Source organism: Micromonospora sp. NPDC005203, from assembly GCF_042872705.1.
In the GTDB taxonomy this organism is placed as follows: domain Bacteria; phylum Actinomycetota; class Actinomycetes; order Mycobacteriales; family Micromonosporaceae; genus Micromonospora.
Genome location: NZ_JBIAKV010000001.1, coordinates 914,738 through 938,729, shown reverse-complemented (window position 1 = coordinate 938,729; position 23,992 = coordinate 914,738). Strand labels below are relative to the sequence as shown.

At 71.6% G+C, this 23,992-nt stretch carries 21 protein-coding genes and 1 pseudogene; 2 read left to right on the top strand and 20 right to left on the bottom strand.

Annotated features, from left to right (window positions below):
• Positions 1-13: 13 nt before the first annotated feature.
• The 13 genes and pseudogenes from ahcY to ACFYPM_RS04490 form a co-directional block, all read right to left on the bottom strand.
• Positions 14-1,540, bottom strand: coding sequence for an adenosylhomocysteinase (gene ahcY, locus ACFYPM_RS04550; RefSeq protein WP_387191180.1), 1,527 nt, complete (start codon positions 1,538-1,540; stop codon positions 14-16).
• 278 nt (positions 1,541-1,818) lie between these two features.
• The gene (gene manA / locus ACFYPM_RS04545; protein ID WP_387191178.1) at positions 1,819-2,982 is read right to left on the bottom strand and encodes a mannose-6-phosphate isomerase, class I; all 1,164 of its coding nucleotides are present in this window, start codon (positions 2,980-2,982) and stop codon (positions 1,819-1,821) included.
• Positions 2,983-2,985: 3 nt separating this feature from the next.
• Complete coding sequence (locus ACFYPM_RS04540; protein WP_387191176.1) at positions 2,986-3,987, bottom strand: cation diffusion facilitator family transporter; 1,002 nt, start codon at positions 3,985-3,987, stop codon at positions 2,986-2,988.
• Between the two features lie 67 nt (positions 3,988-4,054).
• On the bottom strand, positions 4,055-5,251 hold the full coding sequence (locus tag ACFYPM_RS04535) for an SIS domain-containing protein (RefSeq protein WP_387191174.1): 1,197 nt from the start codon (positions 5,249-5,251) through the stop codon (positions 4,055-4,057).
• Positions 5,248-5,433, bottom strand: a complete 186-nt coding sequence (locus ACFYPM_RS04530; RefSeq protein WP_091394023.1) for a Trm112 family protein — start codon at positions 5,431-5,433, stop codon at positions 5,248-5,250. Before ACFYPM_RS04530 ends, ACFYPM_RS04535 begins: the two co-directional genes overlap by 4 nt.
• A gap of 94 nt (positions 5,434-5,527) precedes the next feature.
• Positions 5,528-6,913 (bottom strand): phosphomannomutase/phosphoglucomutase, encoded by a 1,386-nt coding sequence (locus ACFYPM_RS04525; RefSeq protein ID WP_387191172.1) that lies wholly within the window; start codon positions 6,911-6,913, stop codon positions 5,528-5,530.
• 69 nt (positions 6,914-6,982) lie between these two features.
• Positions 6,983-8,095: a hypothetical protein gene (locus ACFYPM_RS04520; protein WP_387191480.1), complete on the bottom strand. Its 1,113-nt coding sequence runs from the start codon at positions 8,093-8,095 to the stop codon at positions 6,983-6,985.
• Positions 8,096-8,257: 162 nt separating this feature from the next.
• Positions 8,258-8,883: pseudogene (locus tag ACFYPM_RS04515) on the bottom strand (endonuclease V).
• Between the two features lie 269 nt (positions 8,884-9,152).
• A complete protein-coding gene (locus tag ACFYPM_RS04510; RefSeq protein WP_387191170.1) occupies positions 9,153-9,401 on the bottom strand; it encodes a hypothetical protein in 249 nt (82 codons plus the stop codon).
• A 70-nt stretch (positions 9,402-9,471) separates the two neighbouring features.
• Positions 9,472-9,936, bottom strand: coding sequence for a hypothetical protein (locus ACFYPM_RS04505; protein ID WP_387191168.1), 465 nt, complete (start codon positions 9,934-9,936; stop codon positions 9,472-9,474).
• Complete coding sequence (locus ACFYPM_RS04500; protein WP_387191166.1) at positions 9,933-14,342, bottom strand: toxin glutamine deamidase domain-containing protein; 4,410 nt, start codon at positions 14,340-14,342, stop codon at positions 9,933-9,935. Before ACFYPM_RS04500 ends, ACFYPM_RS04505 begins: the two co-directional genes overlap by 4 nt.
• Positions 14,343-14,357: 15 nt before the next feature.
• Positions 14,358-14,690, bottom strand: coding sequence for a hypothetical protein (locus ACFYPM_RS04495; protein ID WP_387191164.1), 333 nt, complete (start codon positions 14,688-14,690; stop codon positions 14,358-14,360).
• Entirely contained in the window at positions 14,687-15,109 is a 423-nt protein-coding gene (locus ACFYPM_RS04490; protein WP_387191162.1) for a YbaB/EbfC family nucleoid-associated protein, read from the bottom strand. The genes ACFYPM_RS04495 and ACFYPM_RS04490 overlap by 4 nt, the downstream gene beginning before the upstream one ends.
• 79 nt (positions 15,110-15,188) lie before the next feature.
• On the opposite strand from ACFYPM_RS04490, the gene ACFYPM_RS04485 reads away from it, so the two are divergent.
• Positions 15,189-16,430 (top strand): SUKH-3 domain-containing protein, encoded by a 1,242-nt coding sequence (locus tag ACFYPM_RS04485; RefSeq protein ID WP_387191160.1) that lies wholly within the window; start codon positions 15,189-15,191, stop codon positions 16,428-16,430.
• An 11-nt stretch (positions 16,431-16,441) separates the two neighbouring features.
• Here ACFYPM_RS04485 and ACFYPM_RS04480 read toward each other — a convergent pair whose 3' ends face one another.
• Positions 16,442-17,362, bottom strand: coding sequence for an RNA polymerase subunit sigma-70 (locus tag ACFYPM_RS04480; RefSeq protein ID WP_387191159.1), 921 nt, complete (start codon positions 17,360-17,362; stop codon positions 16,442-16,444).
• 137 nt (positions 17,363-17,499) lie between these two features.
• Between ACFYPM_RS04480 and ACFYPM_RS04475 the strand changes: the two genes are divergently transcribed.
• Positions 17,500-18,207, top strand: coding sequence for a DUF899 family protein (locus tag ACFYPM_RS04475; protein ID WP_387191157.1), 708 nt, complete (start codon positions 17,500-17,502; stop codon positions 18,205-18,207).
• 71 nt (positions 18,208-18,278) lie between these two features.
• On the opposite strand, the gene ACFYPM_RS04470 is transcribed toward ACFYPM_RS04475, so the two are convergent.
• The 6 genes from ACFYPM_RS04470 to ACFYPM_RS04445 all read right to left on the bottom strand — a co-directional run bounded on the left by ACFYPM_RS04470 (position 18,279) and on the right by ACFYPM_RS04445 (position 23,622).
• Entirely contained in the window at positions 18,279-18,953 is a 675-nt protein-coding gene (locus tag ACFYPM_RS04470; RefSeq protein ID WP_387191155.1) for a hypothetical protein, read from the bottom strand.
• A 57-nt stretch (positions 18,954-19,010) separates the two neighbouring features.
• Positions 19,011-19,688, bottom strand: coding sequence for a M15 family metallopeptidase (locus ACFYPM_RS04465; RefSeq protein WP_387191153.1), 678 nt, complete (start codon positions 19,686-19,688; stop codon positions 19,011-19,013).
• Positions 19,685-20,815 (bottom strand): D-alanine--D-alanine ligase family protein, encoded by a 1,131-nt coding sequence (locus ACFYPM_RS04460; RefSeq protein ID WP_387191151.1) that lies wholly within the window; start codon positions 20,813-20,815, stop codon positions 19,685-19,687. The genes ACFYPM_RS04465 and ACFYPM_RS04460 overlap by 4 nt, the downstream gene beginning before the upstream one ends.
• A complete protein-coding gene (locus ACFYPM_RS04455) occupies positions 20,812-21,825 on the bottom strand; it encodes a threonine/serine dehydratase (RefSeq protein ID WP_387191149.1) in 1,014 nt (337 codons plus the stop codon). Before ACFYPM_RS04455 ends, ACFYPM_RS04460 begins: the two co-directional genes overlap by 4 nt.
• Before the next feature lie 70 nt (positions 21,826-21,895).
• Positions 21,896-22,960, bottom strand: coding sequence for a sensor histidine kinase (locus ACFYPM_RS04450; RefSeq protein WP_387191147.1), 1,065 nt, complete (start codon positions 22,958-22,960; stop codon positions 21,896-21,898).
• Positions 22,957-23,622 (bottom strand): response regulator transcription factor, encoded by a 666-nt coding sequence (locus tag ACFYPM_RS04445; RefSeq protein ID WP_387191145.1) that lies wholly within the window; start codon positions 23,620-23,622, stop codon positions 22,957-22,959. The genes ACFYPM_RS04450 and ACFYPM_RS04445 overlap by 4 nt, the downstream gene beginning before the upstream one ends.
• Positions 23,623-23,992 lie beyond the last annotated feature (370 nt).

Genomic DNA, 23,992 nt, shown 5'->3' with positions numbered 1-23,992 from the left:
GGACGTGCGTTGATCAGTAGCGGTAGTGGTCCGGCTTGAACGGACCCTCGGTCGAGACACCCAGGTACGCGGCCTGCTCCTTGGTCAGCGTGCTCAGCTTGGCGCCGAGCGCGCCCAGGTGCAGCCGGGCCACCTTCTCGTCCAGGTGCTTGGGCAGCACGTAGACGCCGATCGGGTATTCCTCGGTCTTGGTGAACATCTCGATCTGGGCGATCGTCTGGTTGGCGAACGAGTTCGACATCACGAAGCTCGGGTGCCCGGTCGCGTTGCCCAGGTTCAGCAGGCGACCCTCGGAGAGCACGATGATGGCGTGCCCGTCGGCGAACCGCCACAGGTCGACCTGCGGCTTGATGTTGATCCGCTCCACGTCGGAACGCTTGGCCAGACCGGCCATGTCGATCTCGTTGTCGAAGTGGCCGATGTTGCCGACGATGGCCTGGTGCTTCATCCGGGCCATGTGCTCGTTGGTGATGACGTCGAAGCAACCGGTGGCGGTGATGAAGATGTCCGCCTGCTCGACCACGTCGTCCAGGGTGGCGACCTGGTAGCCGTCCATCGCGGCCTGCAACGCGCAGATCGGGTCGACCTCGGTCACCACGACCCGGGCGCCCTGGCCGCGCAGCGACTCGGCGCACCCCTTGCCCACGTCGCCGTAGCCCATGACGACGGCCATCTTGCCGCCGATCAGCACGTCGGTGGCCCGGTTGATGCCGTCGATCAGCGAGTGCCGGCAACCGTACTTGTTGTCGAACTTGCTCTTGGTCACCGAGTCGTTGACGTTGATGGCCGGGAAGAGCAGGGTGCCCGCGCGGTGCATCTCGTAGAGCCGGTGCACGCCGGTGGTGGTCTCCTCGGTCACGCCCTTGATGCCGGCGGAGATCCGGGTCCAGCGCTGGCCGTCCTCGCCGAGCGAGCGGTGCAGCAACTCCAGGATGACCGCGTACTCCTCGGAGTCGGCGGACTCGACCGGCGGGACCGCCCCGGCCTTCTCGAACTCGGTGCCCTTGTGCACGAGCAGGGTGGCGTCGCCACCGTCGTCGAGGATCATGTTGGGGCCACTGCCGGCTTCGCCGGTATCGCCAGCCGAGCCCGCAGGCCAGGTAAGCGCCTTTTCGGTGCACCACCAGTATTCCGGGAGGGTCTCGCCCTTCCACGCGTACACCGGGACGCCGGCGGGGGCGTCGGCGGTGCCGTTCGGGCCGACGACGACCGCCGCGGCGGCGTGGTCCTGGGTGGAGAAGATGTTGCAGGAAGCCCAGCGCACCTGCGCGCCAAGGGCGACCAGCGTCTCGATCAGGACGGCGGTCTGGATGGTCATGTGCAGCGAGCCGGTGATCCGCGCGCCGGCGAGCGGCTGCGCCTCGGCGAACTCACGTCGAATCGCCATCAGGCCGGGCATCTCGTGCTCGGCGAGCTGGATCTCCTTACGCCCGAACTCGGCGAGCGACAGATCCGCCACCTTGAAGTCGCCTTCGGCGAGGGTGCTTGGCCGGGCCTCGGACGGCGTACCGCTGGGGGACGCCGGGAGGGTGCTGGTCATGAAAGCTCCTGTCGAACGATGTCTACGCCGACCCTCCACCTTACGCGCGCCGTCGGCACCTGTCCGGCACGGCCACGGACAGCGCACGGGGCGGTCGGTGATGAACGGACTTTCCCGCCCACGTCCCGCCCGCCCCGTGCATCCCCCCGGTTTGGTTCCCCGCACGTTCTCGGACCGTCGTCGCGATAACGCTGCGTACTCATAGAGTCACACTCAGGCAACTCGCCGTCAAGCTATTCCGGAAAAGTCGGACTTGTGTCGTCGCTGGCGCGGACGGGTCAGCGCAATCCGGAGGTCGCCACGTACGCCTCGCCGTCGCCGCTGATCCGCAGCGGCTCGCCGGCCGCGGTGCCGATCGCCGCCTCGCCGGACGCCAGCGTCACCGCACCGGCGCCGTCGTCCACGGTGACCGCGCCAGCGGCGCAGAGCACCACCCGGGGGCCGGGCAACGGCAGCGTGACCAAGGGCACCGCCGCGCCCACCCGCACCCGGTGCAACGCGAAATCATCCACCGGCACCGGCCAACACTCGACACCTGGACCCACCGGCAGCGCAGCTCGCACCGGCTCGTCGAGCACCTCGAAGCGAAGCACCCGCAGCAACTCGTCGACGTCCACCCGCTTCGGGGTCAGCCCACCCCGCAGCACGTTGTCGCTGGCCGCCATGATCTCCACGCCACAGCCACTCAGGTAGGCGTGCAGGTTGCCGGCGGGCATCCAGATCGCCTCCCCCGGCACCAGCCGCAGGTGGTGCAGCAGCAACGCCACCAGCACGCCCGGATCCGCCGGGTACGCCGTGGCCAGCCGGCGGGCCAACTCCGCGTCCGGGCCGTCGACCGGCGCCGCCACCACCGAGGCCAGCAGCTCGGGACGCCCGGCGACCGGCCAGCCGAGCAGCGTCCGCACCGCCGTCCGCAACCCCGCCGGCCCGGCCCGCAACGCGGCGACCACCGGCGCCAACTCCGGTACGCCGAACGCGGCGAGCGCCTCGGCCGACTCCGCCGGATCCCGAAAACCGCACAGCGCCTCGAACGGCGTGAGCGCGACCAGCAACTCCGGCTTGTGATGCGGGTCGGAATAGTTGCGCTGGCCCTCGGGAAGCCCGGCCTGCCCCGCGTAGCCCGCCCGCGCCTGTTCGGCGTCCGGGTGGGCCTGCAGACTCAGCGGAGCATCGGCGGCGAGCACCTTGAGCAGGAACGGCAGCCGGCCGCCGAACCGCTCGGAGACCCGCTGACCGAGCCACTGCCCCGGCTCGTCCCGCACCAGGTCGCAGAGGCTCACCCGTAGGCCGGCGCGGTCCACTCTGGCCGGAGCGCCCGGGTGGGCGCCCAGCCACAGCTCCGCCTCCGGCCCCGTGCTGGGCACCACCCGACCCTGCAGGAGTGCGAGGGCCGAGCGGGATCCCCAGGCGTAGTCGCGAATCGGTCCGTAGAGTGGCTCCACAGCTCAGCCCCCGGGCCGCCCGGCCGCCTCGCCCGAGGCGTCCTGCGGCGCGGCCGTGTCGGCCGCCGCGCCGGTGCCGGCCTCGGCGGCAGCGGCACTGTAGACGTCCGGCTCCAGGTAGATCACCCGGGCGATCGGCACCGCGGCGCGAATCCGCGCCTCCACGGCGTTGATGCCCCGCGCCAGATCGTGGGCGCTCTCCCACTCCGGAACGGCGATCTTGGCGGCCACCATCAGCTCTTCCGGGCCCAGGTAGAGCGTCTTCATGTGGATGATCCGCTCCACCTCGGGGCCGTCGGTGACGGCCCGCTCGATGGTGGCCAGCTCGGACGCCTCGGCGCCCTCACCGAGCAGCAGGCTCTTCGTCTCGATGGCCAGCACGACGGCGATGACCACCAGCAGGATGCCGATCATCGCGGTGCCCGCGGCGTCCCACCGGCCGTTGCCGGTGATCAGCGTCATGCCGACACCGAACAGGGCGAACACCAGACCGACAAGCGCGCCGAAGTCCTCCAGGAGCACCACCGGCAGCTCCGGCGCCTTGGCCCGGCGGATGAAACGCACCCAGGACTGGTTGCCCCGGACGTGGTTGGACTCCTTGATGGCGGTCCGGAAGGAGAACGACTCCATGATGATCGCCGACACCAGCACGACCACCGGCAGCCAGTGCCAGGACTCGATGCCGCCCTTGTGGCCCCACTTGTGGTACGCCTCGTAGAGCGCGAACAGGCCACCGATGCTGAACAGCACGATGGACACGATGAACGCGTAGATGTAGCGCTCCCGGCCGTACCCGAACGGGTGTTCCGGGGTGGCCGCGCGCTTCGCCCGCTTGCCACCGAGCAGCAGGAGGCCCTGGTTACCGGAGTCGGCGACCGAGTGGACCGCCTCGGCCAGCATCGACGACGAGCCGGAGAGCAGGAACGCGATGAACTTGGTGACGGCGATGCCGATGTTGGCCAGCAGGGCGGCGACAATCGCCTTCGTCCCACCGTTGGCGCTCATGCCACCGCTCCGCTTCGCCGCACGAAGCCGCCCGGTCCGCGCATGACGCGCCGCCCCCTACGTTCGTTCACTGGTTCGACAGCTCCTTCATCTCGGTGATGGCCGGTACGGCCATCGGGTCCAACCCGTGTGCCAGAGCAAGGTAGATCGAGGCGAAATCCGGGACGGCGATCAGCGAGGCCAGCCGCTCCAGGGCGGAGCCACCCTCGGCGGTCACCACGTCGCACCGCACGCCACGGCGCTCGGCGAGAGTCTGCACCGCGTCCGCGCGGCGCTCCTCGACGGCCAGCGGCTCGTCGGTGTCGTCCTCGGCGTTGAGCCCACCGTCGCGCAGCAGCACGAGCCGCAGCCGGGTGCCCTCGCCGTCGTCCTCCGCCCGGTCGGCGAAGATGTCCCGCTCGCCCTCGGCCAGGCCGCCGAAGACGCCGTCGAGCAGCCCGACCCGACCCCGGCCGGCCTCCCCGAGCGCCCCGGTGACCACCGGGTAGCGGGAGTTGGCCGACAGGGTGTCGCCGAACCGGCGGGCGGCCACGGTGGCCAGCGGGGACGAACCCCAGACGATCGGGATCGAGCCGGCCAGGCCCAGGGCCAGCGACTTCGCCGGGTTGACGAAGGACTCCGCGGCGGAACGGCAGCGGTCGGCGTCCGCGTCGAGCCGGGCCGCGGTCTCCGCCAGGTCCGCCTCGTTGACCTTCACGAGCCCGAGCGAACGAGCCGCGAGCAGGACCGGAATGGTGAGCGCCCAGAGGCTGGCTCGGGCCGGGGCACGCCGGGGCACCGGAATGAACGGCGCCCGGGCCTGCTCGGCGATCGACTGCAACTGCGAGTCGGGGGCACCCACGGCGACCAGCCGGGCACCCCGCCGGTGGGCCGCCTCGGCGGCGCCGAGCGCCTCCGGGCTACGACCGGACGCGCTCACCGCGATCACCACGTCCGCCGCGCCCACCCAGCCGGGTACGCCCGCGCTGCGGTGCCCGATGATCGGGACCGGGCAGCGCGGACCGGCGACAGTGGCCAACACATCCCCGGTACGCCCCGCGGTGCCGATACCGGCGATGACGACGGCTCGGGGACGCCCGTCGTCGGCGAGGACCGCCAGGTTCGCCTCGGCGGCCAGAGCCGCGCTCTCGCGAACCTGCGCACCGGCCGACGCCGTGTGCCGGAGCATGCCGCCCGGGTCGTGCTCGGCCAGCGCCTCCGGGTTGTCGAGCAGGGCCTCGTCGGCGTCGCGACGACCGCTGACCCCGGCCGTACCGTCGATCACGAGGACTGCCCTGGGCCGCCGCGCGCCTCGTCGAGCAGCAGCACCGGCACGTCGTCGCGGACCTCGAAGATCCGGCCACACTCCGTGCAGGTGAGCGTCTGCGCCTCGGCGTCGTAGGTGAGCGGGGCGTGGTGCGTGTCCGGACAGGCGAGAATCTCGAGCAACTGCGGATCCAGGGCCATGGCACGGCTCCTTCCACGTGTGCGGCTTGACCGGCGGCGGTACCGACCGGGTGTGCGGCTTGACCGGCGGCGGTGCCGACCGGCGCAGGCGATCTTATCGGCGAACGCGGCCGAGCACGTCGTCCCGGAGCGAGACCATCCGCTCGCGGGTAGGCGCCTCGACGTTGAGCCGCAGCAGCGGCTCGGTGTTGGAGGCGCGCAGGTTGAACCACGCGCCGTCGGGGAACCGCAGGGTGAGGCCGTCCATCTCGTCGGTCACCGCGTCGGGGTACGCGGCCCGCACCTCGGCCACCGCCGCCGCCTGGTCGGCCACCGTCGAGTTGATCTCGCCGGAGGCGATGTAGCGCTCGTACTCGCCGGCCAGCACGGACAGCGGCAGCGACTGCTCACCCAGCGCGGCCAGGGTGTGCATCGCCGCGAGCATCCCGGTGTCGGCGAACCAGAAGTCCCGGAAGTAGTAGTGCGCAGAGTGCTCGCCGCCGAAGACGGCGTTGGTCCGGGCCATCTCCGCCTTGATGAAGGAGTGCCCGACCCGGGCGACGACGGGCTTCCCACCGTGCTCACGGATGATCTCCGCGACCGCGCTGGAGGTGATCAGGCCATGGATCACGGTGGAGCCGGGGTGCTTGGCCAACTCCCGTGCGGCGACGAGGGCGGTGATCGCCGACGGCGAGACCGGCTCGCCACGCTCGTCCACCACGAAGCACCTGTCGGCGTCGCCGTCGAAGGCCAACCCGATGTCGGCCCCGTGCTCCACCACCGCGCGCTGGAGGTCGACCAGGTTCGCCGGATCCAGTGGGTTGGCCTCGTGGTTGGGGAAGGTGCCGTCCAACTCGAAGTAGAGCGGAACGATCTCCAGCGGCAGCGGCGACAGAGCGGCGTCGCCCAGCACGGTGGGGACGGTGAAGCCACCCATCCCGTTGCCGGCGTCGACGACGACCTTCAACGGCCGGATGCCCGAGAGGTCGACCAGCTTGCGCAGGTAGCCGGCATAGTCGGGCAGCAGGTCGCGCCGCTCGGCCGGCCGCGTCGGCGTACCGGCGGGGCGGGCCTCGCCCGAGTCCAGCAGCGCCTGGGCCCGCTCCCGGATCTCCGCCAGACCACTCTCTTGGCCGATCGGGCGCGCGCCGGAGCGGCACATCTTGATGCCGTTGTACTGGGCGGGGTTGTGGCTGGCGGTGAACATCGCGCCGGGCAGGTCGAGCGAGCCGGAGGCGAAGTAGAGCAGATCGGTGGAAGCCAGCCCGATCTCGATCACCGAGCGGCCCTCGGCCCGTACGCCGGCGGCGAACGCGGCGGCCAGACCGGGCGAGGTGGCGCGCATGTCGTACCCGACGACCACCGCGTCACCCGGTTCCTCGGTGGAGTTGAGCAGCTGCGTGAACGCGGCTCCCAGCGCCTCGGCGACCCGTTCGTCCCACTGGTCCGGCACCGTCCCTCGGACGTCGTACGCCTTCACAATCTGGGACAGATCAGACACGTGTTCCACTCCTTGGCCGCAGGTAGACACCGAGCCTGAGCGTAACGGAGGGTCGGGGTCGAGCCCCGCTCAGCCGGGGAGGCGGGGCATGATCACCGTGCGACCACCATCGTCGGGGGGCGGATCCCCGGGCGCTTGGCGGTTTTCCGGCGCTCCCGGCATCGGCTGCGTCGCCTCCGGGGGCGCACCGGCTGCGGGCCGAGCACCGTAGACGCCACCGGCGGCCGGGTGCGGGGACGGCACAGCACCCGGACCCGCGGCTGGGCGCGGGAATGGCATGGCGCCCGGGCGTGGGAGTGGCGCGGCGCCCGGACCGGCGGGCGGCGGCTGCTGGCCGTACACCTGGCCAGGGCGACCGGGCGCGGCCGGCGACCCACCGCCGGCCCGGTAGGTGGTGCCGCCGGGGTTGCCCGGCAGCGTGCCGGTCGGCTCGTCGGACGGCCGGCGATCCTGGCGCGAGCGACGGAACAGCAGCACGATGAGCAGCAACCCGATCGCCACCATGACGATGCCGAAGATCATCACCGGCGAGGTGCCGGACGAGGCCGCGGCGGCCGCCGGGGTCTCCGGCGCACCAGAGGTGGCGCCCAGCGCAGCCGGCGTCACCGCGTCGTCGACGATCGCGACGTCGGTCGGACTCGGGGTGGGCGTCGCCTTCTTCGACGGCGTCGGCGAGGGGGTGACCCGCGCGCCGTTCACCTTCGCCGTGTCGCTGCCCCGGCCGAGCTCCAGACCGGCCGCGTTGAAGCCCACGCCGATCACGATGAGCCGGCCACCCGGGACAGCCGCATCGAAGGTCACCCGGTACCGCACGGTGATGCCCTTGCCCTTGCACAGGGTGGGCTTCAACGGCGTCGTCTGCGCGGTCCCCACGTTGCCGCCACCGCCGCTCACCGCCACCGGGAGCCACTGCCTGCCCGCGTTGACCTCGACCTTCACCTGGTCCGGCTGGAGACCCCCCAGGTTGAGAACCACTCCGGTGCGCAGCAGGACGCAGCCGTCGGTGCGCTTGCGCACCGCCACGTTCACCCCCTGGGCGGAACCGCCGGCGGTGAAGCTGCTGGCCGCACCCACCCGGACCGAGTCGTCGTCGGCCAGCGCGGGCGACGCGCCGAGCATCACCAGGCCGCCCACCAGACCGCAGACTGCCGCGAGCCGTGCCGCGCGTCGACGCACCGTCATGATCACCTCGCCGTCTCCCCGGGTGGGGTCCGCGGGCCAGGCTACTACCGCCCCATCCACCCCGCCGGTCACAGAGCGGCCCGGACGTGTGCCGCGTTACGGTTTAGGACCCGGCCCGACGACCTGCTCAAACGTGGATCTACTCCGGGGGCGACGTCGGGGTCAGTGCGGGTGCTCCTCCCGGGAGAGGGCGTCGCGGCAGAGTCGGTCGGAGGCGCGGGTGGTCTCCGGCAGCCGGAACCGCGGGGTCAACGCGAGCACCTGCGCGGTCGCGTTCTCCAGGCTCATGCGATGTCCGACGCTGACGAAGACCGGCTTCACGCCGTCCTGGGTGCGGAGCACCCGGCCGACGACGTCACCGCCGTCTAGCAGCGACGACCAGGCACCCCGCTCGGCGGCCGGCGGATCCCACGTCCCGACCAGCGGCGTCTTGCCCACCCCGATCGCGGGCAACCCGGTGACCACGCCGAGGTGGCAGGCGAGCCCGAACCGACGCGGATGCGCCAGCCCGTGCCCGTCGCACACCAGCAGATCCGGGATCGTGGCCAGGCGGTCCAATGCGCTGAGCAACGCGGGCAACTCACGGAAGGCGAACAGCCCCGGCACGTAATCGAACGCCGGCTGCCCCACACACACACCGCCGAGTCCACCACGACCAACGTCCGGGCATCCAGCACCGTCACGGCCGCCGCCAGCAGGTCACCACCCTGGGAGTACGCGACATCCAGGCCGGCCACCGTCTCCGGTGCGCTGGGCCCCGGCCCGACCAGGTCAACAAGCGACCGCAACTCCTCCTGTACGGCCACCGCCTCGGCAACACTGCCCGGCGTCGCCGCGCCCCTCGGCGTCGTGGCGCCCCTCGGCGTCGTGGCGCCCCTCGGCGTCGTGGCGCCCCTCGGCGTCGTGGCGTCCCTCGGCGTCGTGGCGTCCCTCGGCGCTCCCGCCGTCGCCGCGTCACCCGGCGTCGAGGCCACCGCTCGCCATGATCCACTCGACGTCATTGACATCGGGCTGTCCCACGGCGGCGAATGCCCCGACATCGCCGAACCCGAGTCGATCACCCTTGCCGCGGACCTTCCGCACCGTCCCTGCCGGCACCACCATCCGGGCCACTCCTCGTGGGATCGCCATCGGTTCGCCCCTTCGCCGCCCCGAAGGCCACCGCGAAGGCAACGCCGAGGGCCACACCGAAGGCCACGCCGCCGGTCGAGCCGAACGAGGGGATGCCGATCGCCAGGCCGATCAGGATGCCCACCGGCCACGCCCAAAAATTGGACCACTTGCTCTGCGGGTCCGAACTCGCCATCCGTCGATGCTATTCGACCCGGTCGGCTGCCACCCGCGCCGCCCGCTCCGCACGGCAACGGCAACGGCCGTCAGGCACGGTCCCATCCGTCGCGGGACTGCGCCCTCGCTATCTCGGGGTCCGCGCCAGGATCGCCCGCCGCGCGAAGCTGCTCCTCGAACATGACAAACGTCCGCTGCCGAATGCCACGAATGATGGCCTGTTCACGTGCAGTTTCATGACGGGCCTCGGCGTCTGCAAGGTCCTCAATTGACCGCACCGCATCGTAGAGCGCGAAGATCGGCCCGTCACCCTTGAGGTAATGAGCCCGGTAAGCCTCGACCTCCTGCACGAAATCCTCTGCGGTACGGCGGAAGATATCACCACCGACACCTAGCGTTATTTCTACGAAGATGTCATTTTTTTCATGCCATCCACCAGAGTCGATAGAAACTCGCCAGACCCGAGCGCCACCATCAGGAGTTTCGACGATCTTCACTGGCGACTGGTAGTAGAGGTAATAAGCGGGGAGCGTCAGGCCAGGCATCTCGGTCATCCAGACTTCTCCTCGAAAGTTGACTGCAACGCCTGCCAAAATAGCCGTTGCTCGCGAAGACGAACGCCGTCGGTGATTGCTCGCTCCCGCAGCGTGAGAGGTCGGCCCTTCGCCTCGGCAAGAGCTTCCACGTCACGTCGCACCTCATAAAGGACATGCTCCCACTTCGCAACAGCGTCAAGCGCGGCCAAGTGTAGGCGGAATTCGGCCAGGTGGCCGTTCCGCATCCGCAGCACCATTTGCACGTCCCGGTAGCCACTACTCATTGGCTTCACGAACCGATCTTCACAGCTCACAACGACGACGTCTCGATGGCCCCTGATCCGGGCGAGCGCGGCGTAGAGATCGTCGAGGTTGCGGAACTCAACCTTCGCGGCCGCGAGGTCGAGCAATTTCGACACGTCGCCCTGATTGTTGTTCACCTTGTCCTCGGCTCGGCCACGCTCCTTGGGCTGAGGACGCCAGCCGGGCGCTCCAACACGATGACCATCCACCTGCGCCAGGGACACCGCCAGCTCATTCAGATCGGCCTGCGCCACGGCCGCAGATGCGTAGAGATCGTCGAGGTAGCGCCTACGGTAGGTAGCGTCACCGCGCCGGAGGTCATCGAATCCCGCCTGCGCGACCGGCCCCCGACGCACCTGAATGCTGGCACTGATCCTTACCTGCTCGTCGGTGAGGGGAGTCGGCTCTGGTCGAGGTACACCCTGGGACCTCGATGCCTCCAGGCCGGCAACCTCTTGGCGGGCGACGTCGTCGAGCACCTCGGCGAGGACGTCGATGGCCTGCTGATGTCCCGCCAGGTGATAGAGGGTCAACGGGCGCGCGGTCAGCGAGTTCGCGAGTTCGGGCGTGGACAGGATCAGACGAGCCAAATCCGGATGCCGCACCAACTGCCGGGCCAGACTCTCGGCCAGTCCTGGCTCGTTCGCGGGCGGCTCCCGTCCAACGCTGTCGAGCATGTCGCGGACCCGACCGTCGGCGAACAGCCGCACCACATCCCGCGCCGACGCGTCGTCCAACTCCGGAACCAGCCGACGAAGGCTGGGCGGGTCGACCACCGTCGCGAACTCGGCCGGACTCACTCCAGCCGTGAAGATCTCGTCCAGACTGGCGGCCATCGAGACGACCCGGGCCGGGCTGTCACCCGCCGATAGCTGCCGCGGGTCAGCGCCGGAGGGGTCCACGGTGGGTTCGCCATCGCCCGCACTCACCGAGCCCGGACCGTCCAGCAGCAGATACATCCGATTGATGTACGGGTCACCGTGACCGCCGTCGCCGTCCGCCGAGGGGTGGTCCGGCAGGTCGGGCCGCTCACTGAACCGGCCGCGGGGCAGCCCACTGAGCGGCATCGGCCGGCCGTCGCCGCCCAGCACCAGCGAGTCGATGCCGACCACGTCGGGGTACAACGGCCGGTCCCGGACCACGCCGTTCTGCGGGTCCACGTAGAGCACCGTGCCGTTCTGGTTGAGCGCCACCCACGCGTGCGAACCGCCGTGCGGCCACTCGGTGACCAGGAACGCGTAGCTGCCGTGGCCGCCCAGCAACAGTTGGTCGTGCAGGTTGCGGTAGCTCCGGTCGGCGGCCTGCCGTGCCTGCTCGTCGTACGGGCGCTGCCCGGACGGCGGGGCGAGGAGCCGCTGGAAGCGCCCGCCGGTCACGTCCTCGACCCGGCCCGGGCCGCCCGCCTCACCACGGATCGGACGTCGGATGTCCCCGTCCAGGTAGCCGTCGAAGGTACGCGGCGCCGACACCCGAGGCCGCCCGTGCACCCAGGTTTCGAACATCGACAGCGTGCAGTCCAGGCAGTTGATGCCCCGGGTGGCGTCGGCCCTGGGACCTCCGTCGTTCAACAGCCGCAACCAGCCGCCCCGGCGGGGATCGGCGGTGCGGGTGACGGTGCCGTCCGACTCGCGGGGCACCTGCCGTTCGACGTCGACCTGGTGCAGGGCGAGCGGTGGCCGCAGTCCTCCCGGCTGCCCGTACGGCCGGGAGTCGTCGATCGGCGGGGGTGTGTCGTCGCCGGTGAGCCGGGACGGACCGGAGGTCTCCACCGCGCCGAGCGCGAGCGCGCCGACGTCCCGGTTGGCGTGCTCGAAGGCGGTGGCGCCGACGTCCACGACCGGCGGCGCCGTGGTGCCGGCCAGCACCGCGTCCGCCAGCTCACGCCACTGGGCGTACGCCTGTGTCTCGTCGTTCGCGGCCCGCTGCCAGCCGTCGGCCCACTGCCAGCGACCAGCCTGGTGCAGTTGTCGGGCGTAGGCGGCGTACTCGGTGGCCCGGCGATCGTGCTCGGCGGCCCGGGCGCGCAGTCGGGTGGCCTCGGCCTGCCGGCGACTGCGCTCGAACCCGGTCCGCTGCGTTTGGTGGTGGCCGTGGTAGCGCCGCCGCTCGGCGGCTTCCGCCTCGGCGGCCCACTGGGCGGCGTACCAGTCAATGGTGTCGGTCGTCACCGGATCGCCGAACGCCACGACCTCGACCGGGACGGACGCCCTGCCTCGGGCCGGATGATCGGGCGCGCGCCGCTCCCGCGCCGGCGCGAGCAGTCGTCCCACCTCCGGGTTGGCGACGGTGACCGGCGCTGTCGGGCCGGCGGCGGTCGTCGGCGCCGGCGTGGCGGTCGACGGTGACCAGGCGACCGGGCCGTAGGTGGTGGCGTGCGGCGAGTTGCCGACGTGGCCCGGCGCGACCCCGGTGGCCGGCCCGCTGGTCGGCGCGAAGGACCCGGCCACGGGAGCCGCCACCGGCGAGACGCCGGGAGCGGCCACCGACGACAGCCCGGGAGCCGCCACCGGCGAGATGCCGGGAGCGGCCACCGACGAGAGCCCGGGAGCCGCCACCGACGAGACGCCGGGAGCAACGGCCATCGGTTGCCCGGGAGCCGCCACCGGCGTCGGCCTTGGGTCGGCGGCTGCCAGAGGCGTCGTCGGATCGGCCGCGACCGGGGGTGTGGCGCTGGCCTCCTTCAGGAGAGGCCCGTCTGTCGACGGCATCGGCTCGGACGGGCGTGGCGGAACGTCGACGGTGTCCACGTCGGACAGCGCGTTGACCGACGGTGGTGTCGACACGTGCAGGTCCGCGGCGGTGGCGGGCGGCGGTGCCGTGATGTGAGCCGTCGAGACGATCGGCGGATCGGCGCGCGGCGGCAACCCGTGGTCCGGTGGCGACGTGGCGGCGAGAGGCGTCGCCTGCGCCGGAACGCTCGGAGCCGAGACCATGCCATTCGAACCCGCCGCGCTCGTCGCCACCGCGGACGAGCCCACACCCGCTGCCGACGTGGCCGTACCCGCCCAAGCATCGGCCGGCCGGGACGTCCCCGAGACGGACGGATCGCCGGCGACCGTCGCCGCGGAAGGGAGGAAGGGGCCGGTGAACGACGCCCCGGCGAGGGCGTCGGCCTGCGCGTCGAGCCGGGCGCGCAACGCATGGTCGGTCTGCCCGGTGGCCGAACCGGTGGCCCCGGACGCGGCGGCGCGCGCCACGTCCTCCAAAGAGGTCAGGCCCTGACCGGTGGCCAGGCTGGCAGCGCTGTCGGCAAGCACCTCGCCGGTCATCTCCCGGCCCAGGTGCTCCCCGACCCGCGCCACCCGCCCGGTCGCGTGTCGGCCCAGCCCGGCCAGCGGCGCCACCGCCCCGCCGGCGAGGCCACCGACCGCCGACGCGCCGAGGTCGGTCAGGTCCAGGCCGTGTGCCCGCCCGGTGGAGTTCTGGTACGCCTGGGTGGCCAGGGTGACCCCGGCCTCCTCGGCGGCTTCCTCCAGCCCCTCCCGGGTGGCCCGCCTGGCGAAACCTCGCACACCACCCCGGGTGACCTCCTTGGCCGCCCGCTCGCCGGCCTCCTTGAGCCCGTGTTTGAGGGATTTGCTGGCGAGTTGGCCCGCCAGCCGCTTGAAGATCTGTTGGACCAGCAGCCGGGTCGCGGTGATGGCCGCGCCGGCCGCCGGGCTTGCCGCACCCGCGGTGAGCACCGCCGCGACCGCCACCGAGAGCAGCTCGACGACCAGGATGCCCAGCTCGATCCAGACCTCCAGCTTGGCGCCCTCGATGTCGCAGCCGCACTCCTCGACCAGCCGACCCAGATCGGCGGTGACCGCGAGGAGCACGGGCAGCGGGGCGTCGGCACCCTCGGCGATCGCCCGCCAGGCCGCCTCGAACGTCGCGTCGACAGCCCCGACACGGCCGTACCCGTCGTGCACGTCGGCGGCGGCCGTGGCGGCATCGGTGTACGGGCCGGAGAGGACGCCGCCGATCGCGTACCACTGGTCGGCGACGTCCCAGACCGCCCGCTCATTGCCCTCCGGCCACTGCACACCGACCACCCAGTCGAGGGCCTCGTAGATCCAGCCCGGCACGTCCCAGGGTGCGTGGTCCAGCGGGTGCGGAATCGGGCTCGGCAGCACACTCATCGCAGTCGCCGGCCGTCAGCGCCTGTCGGCGGCCCGACCGAACCGGGCAGCGCTGCCTCCGTCGGTCTGCACGCTCGCGTCGACGGCGCGGACCACGTCGCCGCCCAACTCGGTGAGCCGGTGCCCGACGCCCGCCCAGGCCCGCAGCACGGTCTGCTCGAACCCGCGGTAGTTGCGCTCGAACGCCGCGCCGATGTCGTCGCGACCCCACGGCCTGGCGCCGCTGGCGGCCTCGATCGCGCCGCCTTCCGCCGCTCGTCGGGCCGTCACCGCCTCACCAGCGAGCGCCAGGTCGGCACCGCCGCGGCGGGCGCGGGACGGATCGAGCCAGAGCTGTTCGTCGGTCATGGCTGCCCCGCGCCCCGGCCGAGAACGGTGTCGGCCCGGCCGAGCAGCGCGGCGTAGTCCCCGGTGCGCAGGAAGTCCGCCGACCCGGAGCCGGCCGGCACGACCTCGGCGACGAGGTCACGGGTGGCGTCGGCGGCGGCGGTCGCGGCGGTCCGGATCGTTTCGGTGATTTTCCGGCCGAGTGCAGCGGCGTCCCGGTCGCCGTAGACGGCCGACGTTACCTCGACCTCGATCAACTGACCCTGGGCGCCCACGGTGGCGGTCACCTGGCCGTCGGCCGACCGCCGGGTCACCCGCAACTCGGCGAGGCGCGTCCGCAGGTCGTCCAAACCGGACCTGAGCTGCTGGTACTGCCCGTACACGTCGTCGAATCTGGCCCGTAGCTCGCGGTTGGCGTGCCGGTCCGCGTGTTCGCTCACCGCTGCCCCTCCCGTCACCGTCGGTAGAGCAGCACAATACCGGCCACCATCGATTCCTGTAATCCGGTAGTTTCAGAGTGTGATCGACCGTCAGCAGGCCGAGCAGCTCGCGGCCACCTGGGCCCGCCGCGACTCGCAGCGCCTCGGCCACGAGTGCACGGCGATGGTCGACGAGTTCGACCTCGGCTTCGTCATCACCTCCGTCGTCCCCACCGAGGTGCGCACGATCCCCGGCGACCTGCCGACGACGGTCATCGACAAGCAGACCGGCAAGGTCACCACCTGGCCGCGGGTGCCGAGCGACGTGGTGGCGGATCTGTACCGACGCAGCCAGCCGGCCGGGCCGAGCGCTCCCCGCACCGTCGACCCGTCGAGTCTGCTGGTCCGGGAGATCCATCGGATCGCCACCCCGAACACCACCGCGCACCTGACCTTCGAAGGCCGGATCTGGACGGCCCAGGGCACCAGGGCGGACGTCCCGCTCAACCATCACCCGCTGGTCCGCACCTACCTCGACCAGTTGCCTGCGGGCGACCTGGTCCGCGGGGGCGAAGCCCACGCCGAGCTGATCGTGGTCTCCGACGTCCTGCACGAGTACGACCACCGCCGGGCCGCCGAGGGCATCGCGCCGATGGGTCGGGCCGAGGCGGCGGCACTGCTGGCGGACGCTCGGTTCGAGATCTTCCGGGTCCGGGAGCCGGGTGACCCGGCTGGCGGCCCCGCCGAGCTGCCCTGCGATTCGTGCATCACGTTCCTGGTGCGCGCAAACGTCCTGCCGGAGTCGGCTCGGGCATACACCGAGACCTGGCGTGCCCCGGCGGAACCCGACCCCGATCCTGGCCGCTTCCCGGCAGAGGTCGCCCACGCGCTGGTCGCGGCCGGCTGGCGCCCGCACATCGGTGATCAGCTCATGGCTGCCGCAGCCGTGCGGGACGTCACCGCGGTGCCGGGGGTGGCCCACCAGCACGCGGTCTTCCCCGCCGCCGTCGAGGCGCTGACCGCGTTCCCCAGCCTGGTCGGTGCCCGACGCGGTCGTGGCGAGCAGGTGTGGATCTCCCGGTTCGACATCCGCCCGCACACCATCGCGCACACCGCCGACACCCTCGCGGACTTCGGGGCGGTGCTCGGCGTACGACTCTTCCCGATCGGGACCGAGCAACAGGACAGCATCCTGGCGGTCGACGAGCGCGGCCGGGTCTTCGCCCTCGACCAGGCCGGCGAGTGGTTCCTCGGCGACACCATCGACGCGGCGCTCACCACGCTGCTGCTCGGCCGCGCCCCCGCCCGGGTCCGCGACGACGGCACCTGGCCGGCGGGCTAGCACTTACTCGTCTACGGGTCGAGCGTGGCGGGCATGCTGAAGGCGACCACGTGACGGGCACCGATAAAGGCGTTGCTCTCCACGATCTTCCCGTTCTCGATGCGGAGCACGTCGACGACCAACGCCTCGTAGTGCGGGCTGCCCGGCCGGCGGAGATAGTTGATCAGTGCCGGGCGCCCGTTGGCCGAGGTGGGGAACGTACGCCAGTCGAGCGGTCGGCCGAGGAACTCCGCGACCGCGTCGATCCCGACGACCGGCGGCTCGGGCGGCATCGTGATCCGTACGTCCTCGGCGAGCAGTGCCCGGATCGTCTCCGGGTCCTTCGCGGTGGCGTAGCGGCGCAGAAACTTTTCGTCCTCACTGGTGAGCTGCGGGCGGCGCCAGTCCCTCGGGTCCGGCGGCGCGTGCCGTCGAAGGGTGTGGCGGGCCCGCTGGAGGAGGCTGTTGACCGCCGCTACGGCGGTGTCGAGCGCGGTGGCGATCTCCTGCGGCGTCCAGCCGTGGACGTCGCGCAGCACGAAGGCCGCCCGCTGCCGCGGCGGCAGGTACATGAGCGCTGCGATCACGGCCAGTTCGACGGTCTCCCGGGCGGCGAGACCGGACTGCGGATCGTCGGCCAGCAGGGCGTCGGGATAGGGACCGAGCTCGGTGGACCACTCCAGCGGATCGCCGTACGGCACGGTCCGGTGACCGGCCGCTTTGCGGCTGTCGAGGAAGACGTTGGTGGCGATCCGGTAGAGCCAGGTGCGCGCCGACGCGCGACCCTCGAAGCGGTCTCGCGCCCGCCAGGCACGCAGGAAGGTCTCCTGCACCAGGTCGTCCGCGTCGGTGACGTTCCCGGCGAGGCGGTAGCAGTGCACGTGTAGCTCACGCCGGTGCTCGTCGAAGGCGCGCTGTAGCCAGACCGCCTGCTCATCAGGCGAGTCGGGCATCTGATCTCCCCTGGGCTGAATGGTTCTCACCACCGTACTGACGACCGCGGACCCCATCCGTCATCGGTCACCGATGACGATCGCCGACTCGGTCGTCTGTACCTGTGACCGATCCCCACTGCACGAAGGAGACAGCCATGACGGCAACCCCCGCGTCCAGCGCCACAGCGCCCAGGGTCGTCGACCGGGAGACCTGGCTGCGCGAGCGCGACGAACTGCAGGTCCGGGAGAAGGCCCATACCCGCGAAGGAGACGCGATCGCAGCCGCTCGTCGTCGGCTGCCGATGACGTTGATGCCGAAGGTGACGGTGCGGGGCCCTGGCGGGAACACCCCGCTGGTGGAGGTGTTCCAGGGCCGCCGGATGCTCATCGCCTACTTCCACATGTGGCACGACGGTAAGCCGTACGAGCATCAGTGTGAGGGGTGCACCTTCTCGACCTGCCACGTGCAGACGCTGGACTACCTGCACGCTCGGGACGTCACCTATGCCGTGTTCTGCCAGGGTGCCTACGAGGAAAGTGCCCCATTCGCGGAATTCATGGGCTACCGGTTCCCCTGGTACTCGGCGAGAGACTCCGACCCGGCTCTGGTTGACGGTCGCGGCTTCGGGTTCATCGCGTGCTACCTGCGCGACGGCGACGAGGTCTACGAGACCTACTGGACCACCGGGCGGGGCGTGGAGGCGTTGATGACCACCTACCACGCCCTGGACCTCACGGTGTACGGCCGGCAGGAGAACTGGGAAAACTCGCCCGAAGGCTGGCCGCGGATCACCGGGCACCCGTGGCGTCTCGACGGCCGCCCCACCGCGCAGTGGTCGCGCCCCGGCGTCGCACCGCAATGACGCCCTGATGTCGGCAGCTCGAATGACGTCAGAGTGCTGGGGCCTGGTGCACGGGCCCCAGCACTCCGGGATCAGCGGAGCACCTCGACCGTGTTGCGGCGGACCAGGTTCTTGCCGGGCTCACGGATCTGCTCCATCGCGGCCGAGTTGAGCAGCACGCAACTGCCCGACGGGCCGGTCACCGTCACCGTGGTCGCCCGGTTGTTGTCCAGGTTCGTCACCCGCAACCGGGTGCCCACCGGGAACTGGCCGCTGGTAGCCCTCGGTCCGGCGGCCTCCTCGAAGAAGGTGATCGCACCCGAGCACGCCGAACGGGGCGCCGCACCGGACGCGCCGGGCGACGCGGCACCGGGGCGGATCGAGCCGGGAGCCGGCGCGGCGGCGGGTGGCGCGGCACCGTCGACGCGTTGCACCACGTTGCGGCGGATCACGTTCTTGCCCGGCTCCCGGACCAGCTCCATGGCGGCCGCGTTGAGCAGCACACAACTGCCCGACGGGCCGGTCACCGTCACGGTGGCCGCCCGGTTGTTGTCCAGGTTGGTGACCCGCAGTCGGGTACCCACCGGGAAGCGGTCACTGGTCGCCGCCGGCGCACCGCCCTCCGCCGAGAAGGTGACCGAGCCGGAGCAGACGGTCGACCGTGCCGGGGCGGTGTCGGCGAAGCCGAAGTTGGTCCCCACCGCCACGCCCGCCGCGGCGAGCACCGCCACGGTCGCTGCCAGCACGTGCCTGCGCTGCACCCTCATCGACGTCACTCCCGTCCTCGGTGGTGTCCTTCCTCCCCTGGTACGGACGGGAGTGCCCTACCGTTCAGCCGGAACGGGCACCGATCGGGCGGCGGCCAGGTCCACCGGCCCGTACCGGGTGTGTGGCGCCCCGGTGATCAGCGCCCAGTAGCGGTCGCCGTACGACCAGTGCCACCACTCGGTCGGGTAGTTCACCATCCCCGCGCCGCCGAGAGCGTCCACCATGATCTGGCGGTGCCGTCGGGCCGTTGCGGAGATCGTGGGCGCGTCGGTGAAGCAGGCGTCGTCGCTGGCCTCCGGGGTTGCGTCGATGGCCGTACCCAGGTCGAGTTCCACACCGTCGTCGGTGCAGAGCGTCAGGTCCACCGCCCCGCCGGTGCTGTGTGGTGCCACCTCGACCGGCGAGACGAACTTTGTGGTCTCCCGGTACAGCCGCTGCGGTGACCAGTCCGGGTGCCGTCGGCGCAACTCGTCCCGGTAGCCGGTGAAGATGACCAGCTGTGCCTGGTACGGCCGGTATCCCTCGACCACCAGCAGGCGCATCCCGGCGGGCAGGGCACGCTGCGCGGCCAGCAGGCGGTCCACGACCGCGGCGCGCAGCCGGGCGTACGTCCCGACCGGGTCGGCCGCGCGGCCGTCGAGCCGTAGGTCCGGCAGCTCACGCAGGTCCAGCAGGGGGTCGCCGTCGTCGGTGCTGGGCACCGCGGCCACGCGGGGGTCGGAGAGCAGGATCATCGGACGCTCCCCCCGGTGTTGACGGTCCGTTCCGCGTGCCGGGTACGGGCCAACTCGACGAGTCGGTCCACCAGCTCCCGGTACCCGACACCGGCGGCCGCCCACACCTTCGGATACATCGAGTGCGCCGTGAACCCGGGCATGGTGTTCAGTTCGTTGACGTACAGCTCACCGCTCCTCTCGTCGTAGAAGAAGTCGACCCGGGCCAGACCCCAGCCGCCGATCGCGGCGAACGCGCGCAGCGACAGCTCGCGGACCCGCGCGGTCACCTCGTCCGGCAACACGGCCGGGACGATCATCGGGTCGGCGTCGCCGAAGTACTTCTGCTGGTAGTCGAACCACCCGCCGGCCACCCGGACCTCGCCCACCGCCGACGCCTCCGGACGCCAGCCACCGAGCACCGCACACTCCAACTCACGGCCGGTGACCCCCTGCTCGACCAGGACGAGCTGGTCGTGGCGCAGCGCCTCCTCCACGGCGGCGGCCAGGTCGTCGCCCTCGCCGACCCGGGAGATGCCGATCGAGGAACCCATGTTCGCCGGCTTCACGAAGAGCGGCCGGCGCAGCCCGAGGACCAGCTTCTCCGGGTCGTCGGCCGCCCGGAAGGTGTGCCCGTCGAACGCGACGTACGGGGTGACGGGGATGTCCTCGGCGCGCAGCGCCCGCTTCATCGCCACCTTGTTCATCCCCACTGCGGAGGCGAGGATGCCGCACCCGACGTACGGCACGTTGAGGGACTCCAACAGCCCCTGCACCACACCGTCCTCGCCGAACGGGCCGTGCAGCACCGGAAAGACCACGTCCAGCTCGGCGTGGACCGCGCCGGGGGCGTTGCCCGCGGACACCTGCACGACGCCTGGACGCGGACCGGCCCGCAACTCGACGGCCGGACCGGTCACCTGTAGGCGGTCGTCGATGGCCCGCTCGCCGGCCGGCCGGTCCCGCAACTGCGCCAGCAGCGCGTCGGGCACCAGCCGGAAACCGCCGCCGCGGGTGATGCCGATGGCGAGCGTACGGTACCCGCCGCCGCCGAGCGCCCGAGCCACCCCGAGCGCGGACGCGCACGACACCTCGTGCTCCGCCGACGGTCCACCGAACAGGATTCCGATCCGCGTCGGCGCGCTCACGCCGCCACCGCTTCCCTGCTCGGCAGCTCGGCGGGCGGCGGAACCAGCAACCGGGCCACCAACGCCGGCTCCACGTTCCCGCCGGTCAGCACCACCCCGATGGTCCGCTGCCGACCAGCTTCGCAGGTGAGCCGAAGCGCGCCGGCCAGACCGGCCGCCCCGGACGGCTCGGCGAGCACCTTCAGCTCCGTCAGGATCAGCCGGAACGCCGCCCCGATCTCGTCGTCGTCGACCCGGACGACCCCGCGCAGCTCGTTGCGCACGATCGCGAACGGCAACTCACCCACACAGGACGGCCGCAGCCCGTCCGCGATCGTGGGCACCGGCGCGACTGGAACACGCTCACCGGCCGCCAGGCTACGGGCGAGCGAGTCACAGCCCACCGGTTCCACGCCGTACACCTCGATGCCCCGGCCGGCCGCGGCCAGGCAGGCGCCCGCGACCCCGCCACCACCACCCACCGGTACGACGAGCGTGTCCAGCGGTGTGCCGACGCGCTCGGCCTCCTCGATCAGTTCGAGGCTGGCGGTACCCTGCCCGGCGATGACGTCCGGGTGGTCGTACGCATCGACGACGGGGTGACCGCTCTCGTCGTTGAGCCCGTTGGCCACCGCCACCCGCTCCTCGACGCCGGTGCCGGCGAACACCACGCGCGCCCCCGCCGCGCGGGCCCGATCGACCTTCGTCGGTGCCGCGTCGACCGGCAGCACCACGGTCGCCGCGATCCCGTGCTGCCGGGCCGCCACCGCCACCGCCACCGCGTGGTTGCCGGTGCTCTGCGCGATCACCCCTCGGTGGCCGGCTGCGGCGAGCCGGCCGACCGCCCGCAACGCGCCCCGCATCTTGTACGAGCCGCCGTCCTGGAGGTTTTCCGCCTTGAGCAGGACGCGCGCCCCGGCCAAGCTGTCGATCACCGGGGACCGCAGCACGGGTGTCCGGACCACGCGGCCGGCGAGCCAACGGGCGGCCTCCTCCACATCGACCCAGGTCTGGGCAACGGTGCGTGACATCGGTTTCTCCTCTCGGGCACACCACGGGTCGGATCCGCCGTACGCGGACCCGGAGCGAGGGTGTGGAGCGCTAGGTCACATTGGGTAGTTGGACGTCGACCCGTAGGCCGCCGTGCTCGGCGGGGCGGGCCGCGATGATCCCGTCGTGCGCCTGGGTGATCGAGCGGGCGATGGCCAGGCCGAGACCGGCGCCTCCGCCCTGCGCGGTGCGGTCCCGGGTCAACCGGCGGAACGGCTCGAAGAGGCTGGCCACCGCCTCGGCCGGCACGGGCTGACCGGTGTTGACCACGGACAGCGCGGGCACCCCGCTCACCGCGACGGTCAGCGAGCCGCCCCGCCGGTTGTACTTGATCCCGTTCTCCACCAGGTTGCTGACCAGGCGTTCCAACAGCACCCGTTCGCCCACCACGATCCGGGGCGCGAGATGGGTGTCGATGGTGACCGCAGCTTCCCGGGCACGGTCCTGGTAGCCGGCGAGCACCGCCTCGACGATCGCGTCGAGCCGCTGCGGTATCCGCGACCGCAGGCCCTGGTCACTCTCGCTGAGCGCCAGCAGACCCTCGATCAGCCGTTCGTTTCGCTCGTTGGTCTCCAGCAGTTGGGCGGTCAGCAGCTCCAACTGCTCACCGGAGAGCGCCTGGGCCATGCCGACCTCGATGAGCGTCCGCTGCACCGCCAGCGGGGTACGCAGCTCGTGCGAGGCGTTCGCGGCGAACCGCCGCTGGCCCTCGTACCCCGCGGAGATGCGTTCCATCATCTCGTCGATCGCCCGGGACAGCCGGGCCAGCTCGTCGCGCCCCCGAGGCCGGATCCGGTGACCGAGATTCTGCGGGCCGACGTGCCCGATCGGCCCGGCCAGGTCGCGGACCGGACGCAGGCACCACATGGCGCCGAACCAGAGCGCCGCCAGGACCGAAACGCTCACCAGCAGTACGGCCACCAGGGGCAGCACGAACGCCCCCGGCCGCACCTCGGCGCACACCGTGTTGAGCCCGGGCAGGGGAACGTCGCAGAACTGCTGCCCCCAGTCCCACGTCACCCCGGCCAGCCATTTTCCCATCGTCGGGAGCACCGGCCCCGTCAGCAGTGCCAACAGGCCCACGAGCAGCACCCGACGTCGCGGCGTCCAGCTCACGCCGTGCCGCCGATCCGGTAGCCGGCCTTCGGAACCGTGTGAATGATCGTCGGATCGCCGAGCTTCTTCCGGAGAGTCATCACGGTGACCCGTACCGCGTTCGTGAACGGGTCGGCGAACTCGTCCCAGGCCTGCTCCAGCAACTCTTCGGCGCTGACCACCTGACCTTCGGCCCGCAGCAGCACGTGCAGCACGGCGAACTCCTTCGGGCTCAGGGCGAGCGGCCGGCCGTCGCGGGTGGCCACGTGCCGGCCCACATCCAGCGTCAGGCCGTCCTGGCTGAGCACCGGTGGCAGCGCCGGGGTGGACCGTCGACCGAGGGCCTGCACCCGGGCCACCAGTTCGGCGAAGGCGAACGGCTTGGTCAGGTAGTCGTCCGCACCGAGCCCGAGCCCCTCCACCCGGTCCCGGATGCCGGCCGCCGCGGTGAGCAGCAGCACGCGGGTGCCGACCTGTGAGTCGGCGATGCTGCGGCACACCTCGTCGCCGGTGTGCCCGGGCATGTCCCGGTCCAGCACCGCGACGTCGTACCGGTTGACCCCGATCCGCTCCAGCGCGCCGTCGCCGTCGTAGCAGACGTCGACGGCCATCGACAGGCGGCGCAGCCCTTCGGCCACCGTGTCCGCCAACAACCGCTCGTCGTCCGCCACCAGCACCCGCACGTTTCCGCTCCCCCGAGTTCGGCCTGCCCCGGCATACCGTCGCAGGCCCGGGTTAAGGGTTCTGTAAGCACCCGCCGCTGCCATCCTCCACGCGAGCGTCCAGCGGGCAAACCGTCGCAAGCCAGCCCTTGCCGGTTTCGTCCCCACTCACGTCGTTCACACCGTCCGTCCCCAACAACCACGCCGCCACCAAGACCGGTGACCCCCGTCACCCCAACTCCCACCACCCAAGCCCCCACCGACCCACCCCTCACCCCCTCACCCCCTCACCCTCACCCCTGACCCTTTGAACCCGCCGATCTTGCACTTTCTGTCGCCTAAATGTGCTACTTGTGGCGATTTGCGAGGGCAGAAAGTGAAAGATCGGCGC

Bases quoted from the DNA above. Each gene is read 5' to 3' on its own strand.
- ahcY (WP_387191180.1), bottom strand. From the start codon at position 1,540: ATGACCAGCACCCTCCCGGCGTCCCCCAGCGGTACGCCGTCCGAGGCC.
- ACFYPM_RS04540 (WP_387191176.1), bottom strand. From the start codon at position 3,987: ATGAGCGCCAACGGTGGGACGAAGGCGATTGTCGCCGCCCTGCTGGCC.
- ACFYPM_RS04530 (WP_091394023.1), bottom strand. From the start codon at position 5,433: ATGGCCCTGGATCCGCAGTTGCTCGAGATTCTCGCCTGTCCGGACACG.
- ACFYPM_RS04520 (WP_387191480.1), bottom strand. From the start codon at position 8,095: ATGACGGTGCGTCGACGCGCGGCACGGCTCGCGGCAGTCTGCGGTCTG.
- ACFYPM_RS04510 (WP_387191170.1), bottom strand. From the start codon at position 9,401: ATGGCGAGTTCGGACCCGCAGAGCAAGTGGTCCAATTTTTGGGCGTGG.
- ACFYPM_RS04505 (WP_387191168.1), bottom strand. From the start codon at position 9,936: ATGACCGAGATGCCTGGCCTGACGCTCCCCGCTTATTACCTCTACTAC.
- ACFYPM_RS04500 (WP_387191166.1), bottom strand. From the start codon at position 14,342: ATGAGTGTGCTGCCGAGCCCGATTCCGCACCCGCTGGACCACGCACCC.
- ACFYPM_RS04495 (WP_387191164.1), bottom strand. From the start codon at position 14,690: ATGACCGACGAACAGCTCTGGCTCGATCCGTCCCGCGCCCGCCGCGGC.
- ACFYPM_RS04480 (WP_387191159.1), bottom strand. From the start codon at position 17,362: ATGCCCGACTCGCCTGATGAGCAGGCGGTCTGGCTACAGCGCGCCTTC.
- ACFYPM_RS04475 (WP_387191157.1), top strand. From the start codon at position 17,500: ATGACGGCAACCCCCGCGTCCAGCGCCACAGCGCCCAGGGTCGTCGAC.
- ACFYPM_RS04470 (WP_387191155.1), bottom strand. From the start codon at position 18,953: ATGAGGGTGCAGCGCAGGCACGTGCTGGCAGCGACCGTGGCGGTGCTC.
- ACFYPM_RS04465 (WP_387191153.1), bottom strand. From the start codon at position 19,688: ATGATCCTGCTCTCCGACCCCCGCGTGGCCGCGGTGCCCAGCACCGAC.
- ACFYPM_RS04455 (WP_387191149.1), bottom strand. From the start codon at position 21,825: ATGTCACGCACCGTTGCCCAGACCTGGGTCGATGTGGAGGAGGCCGCC.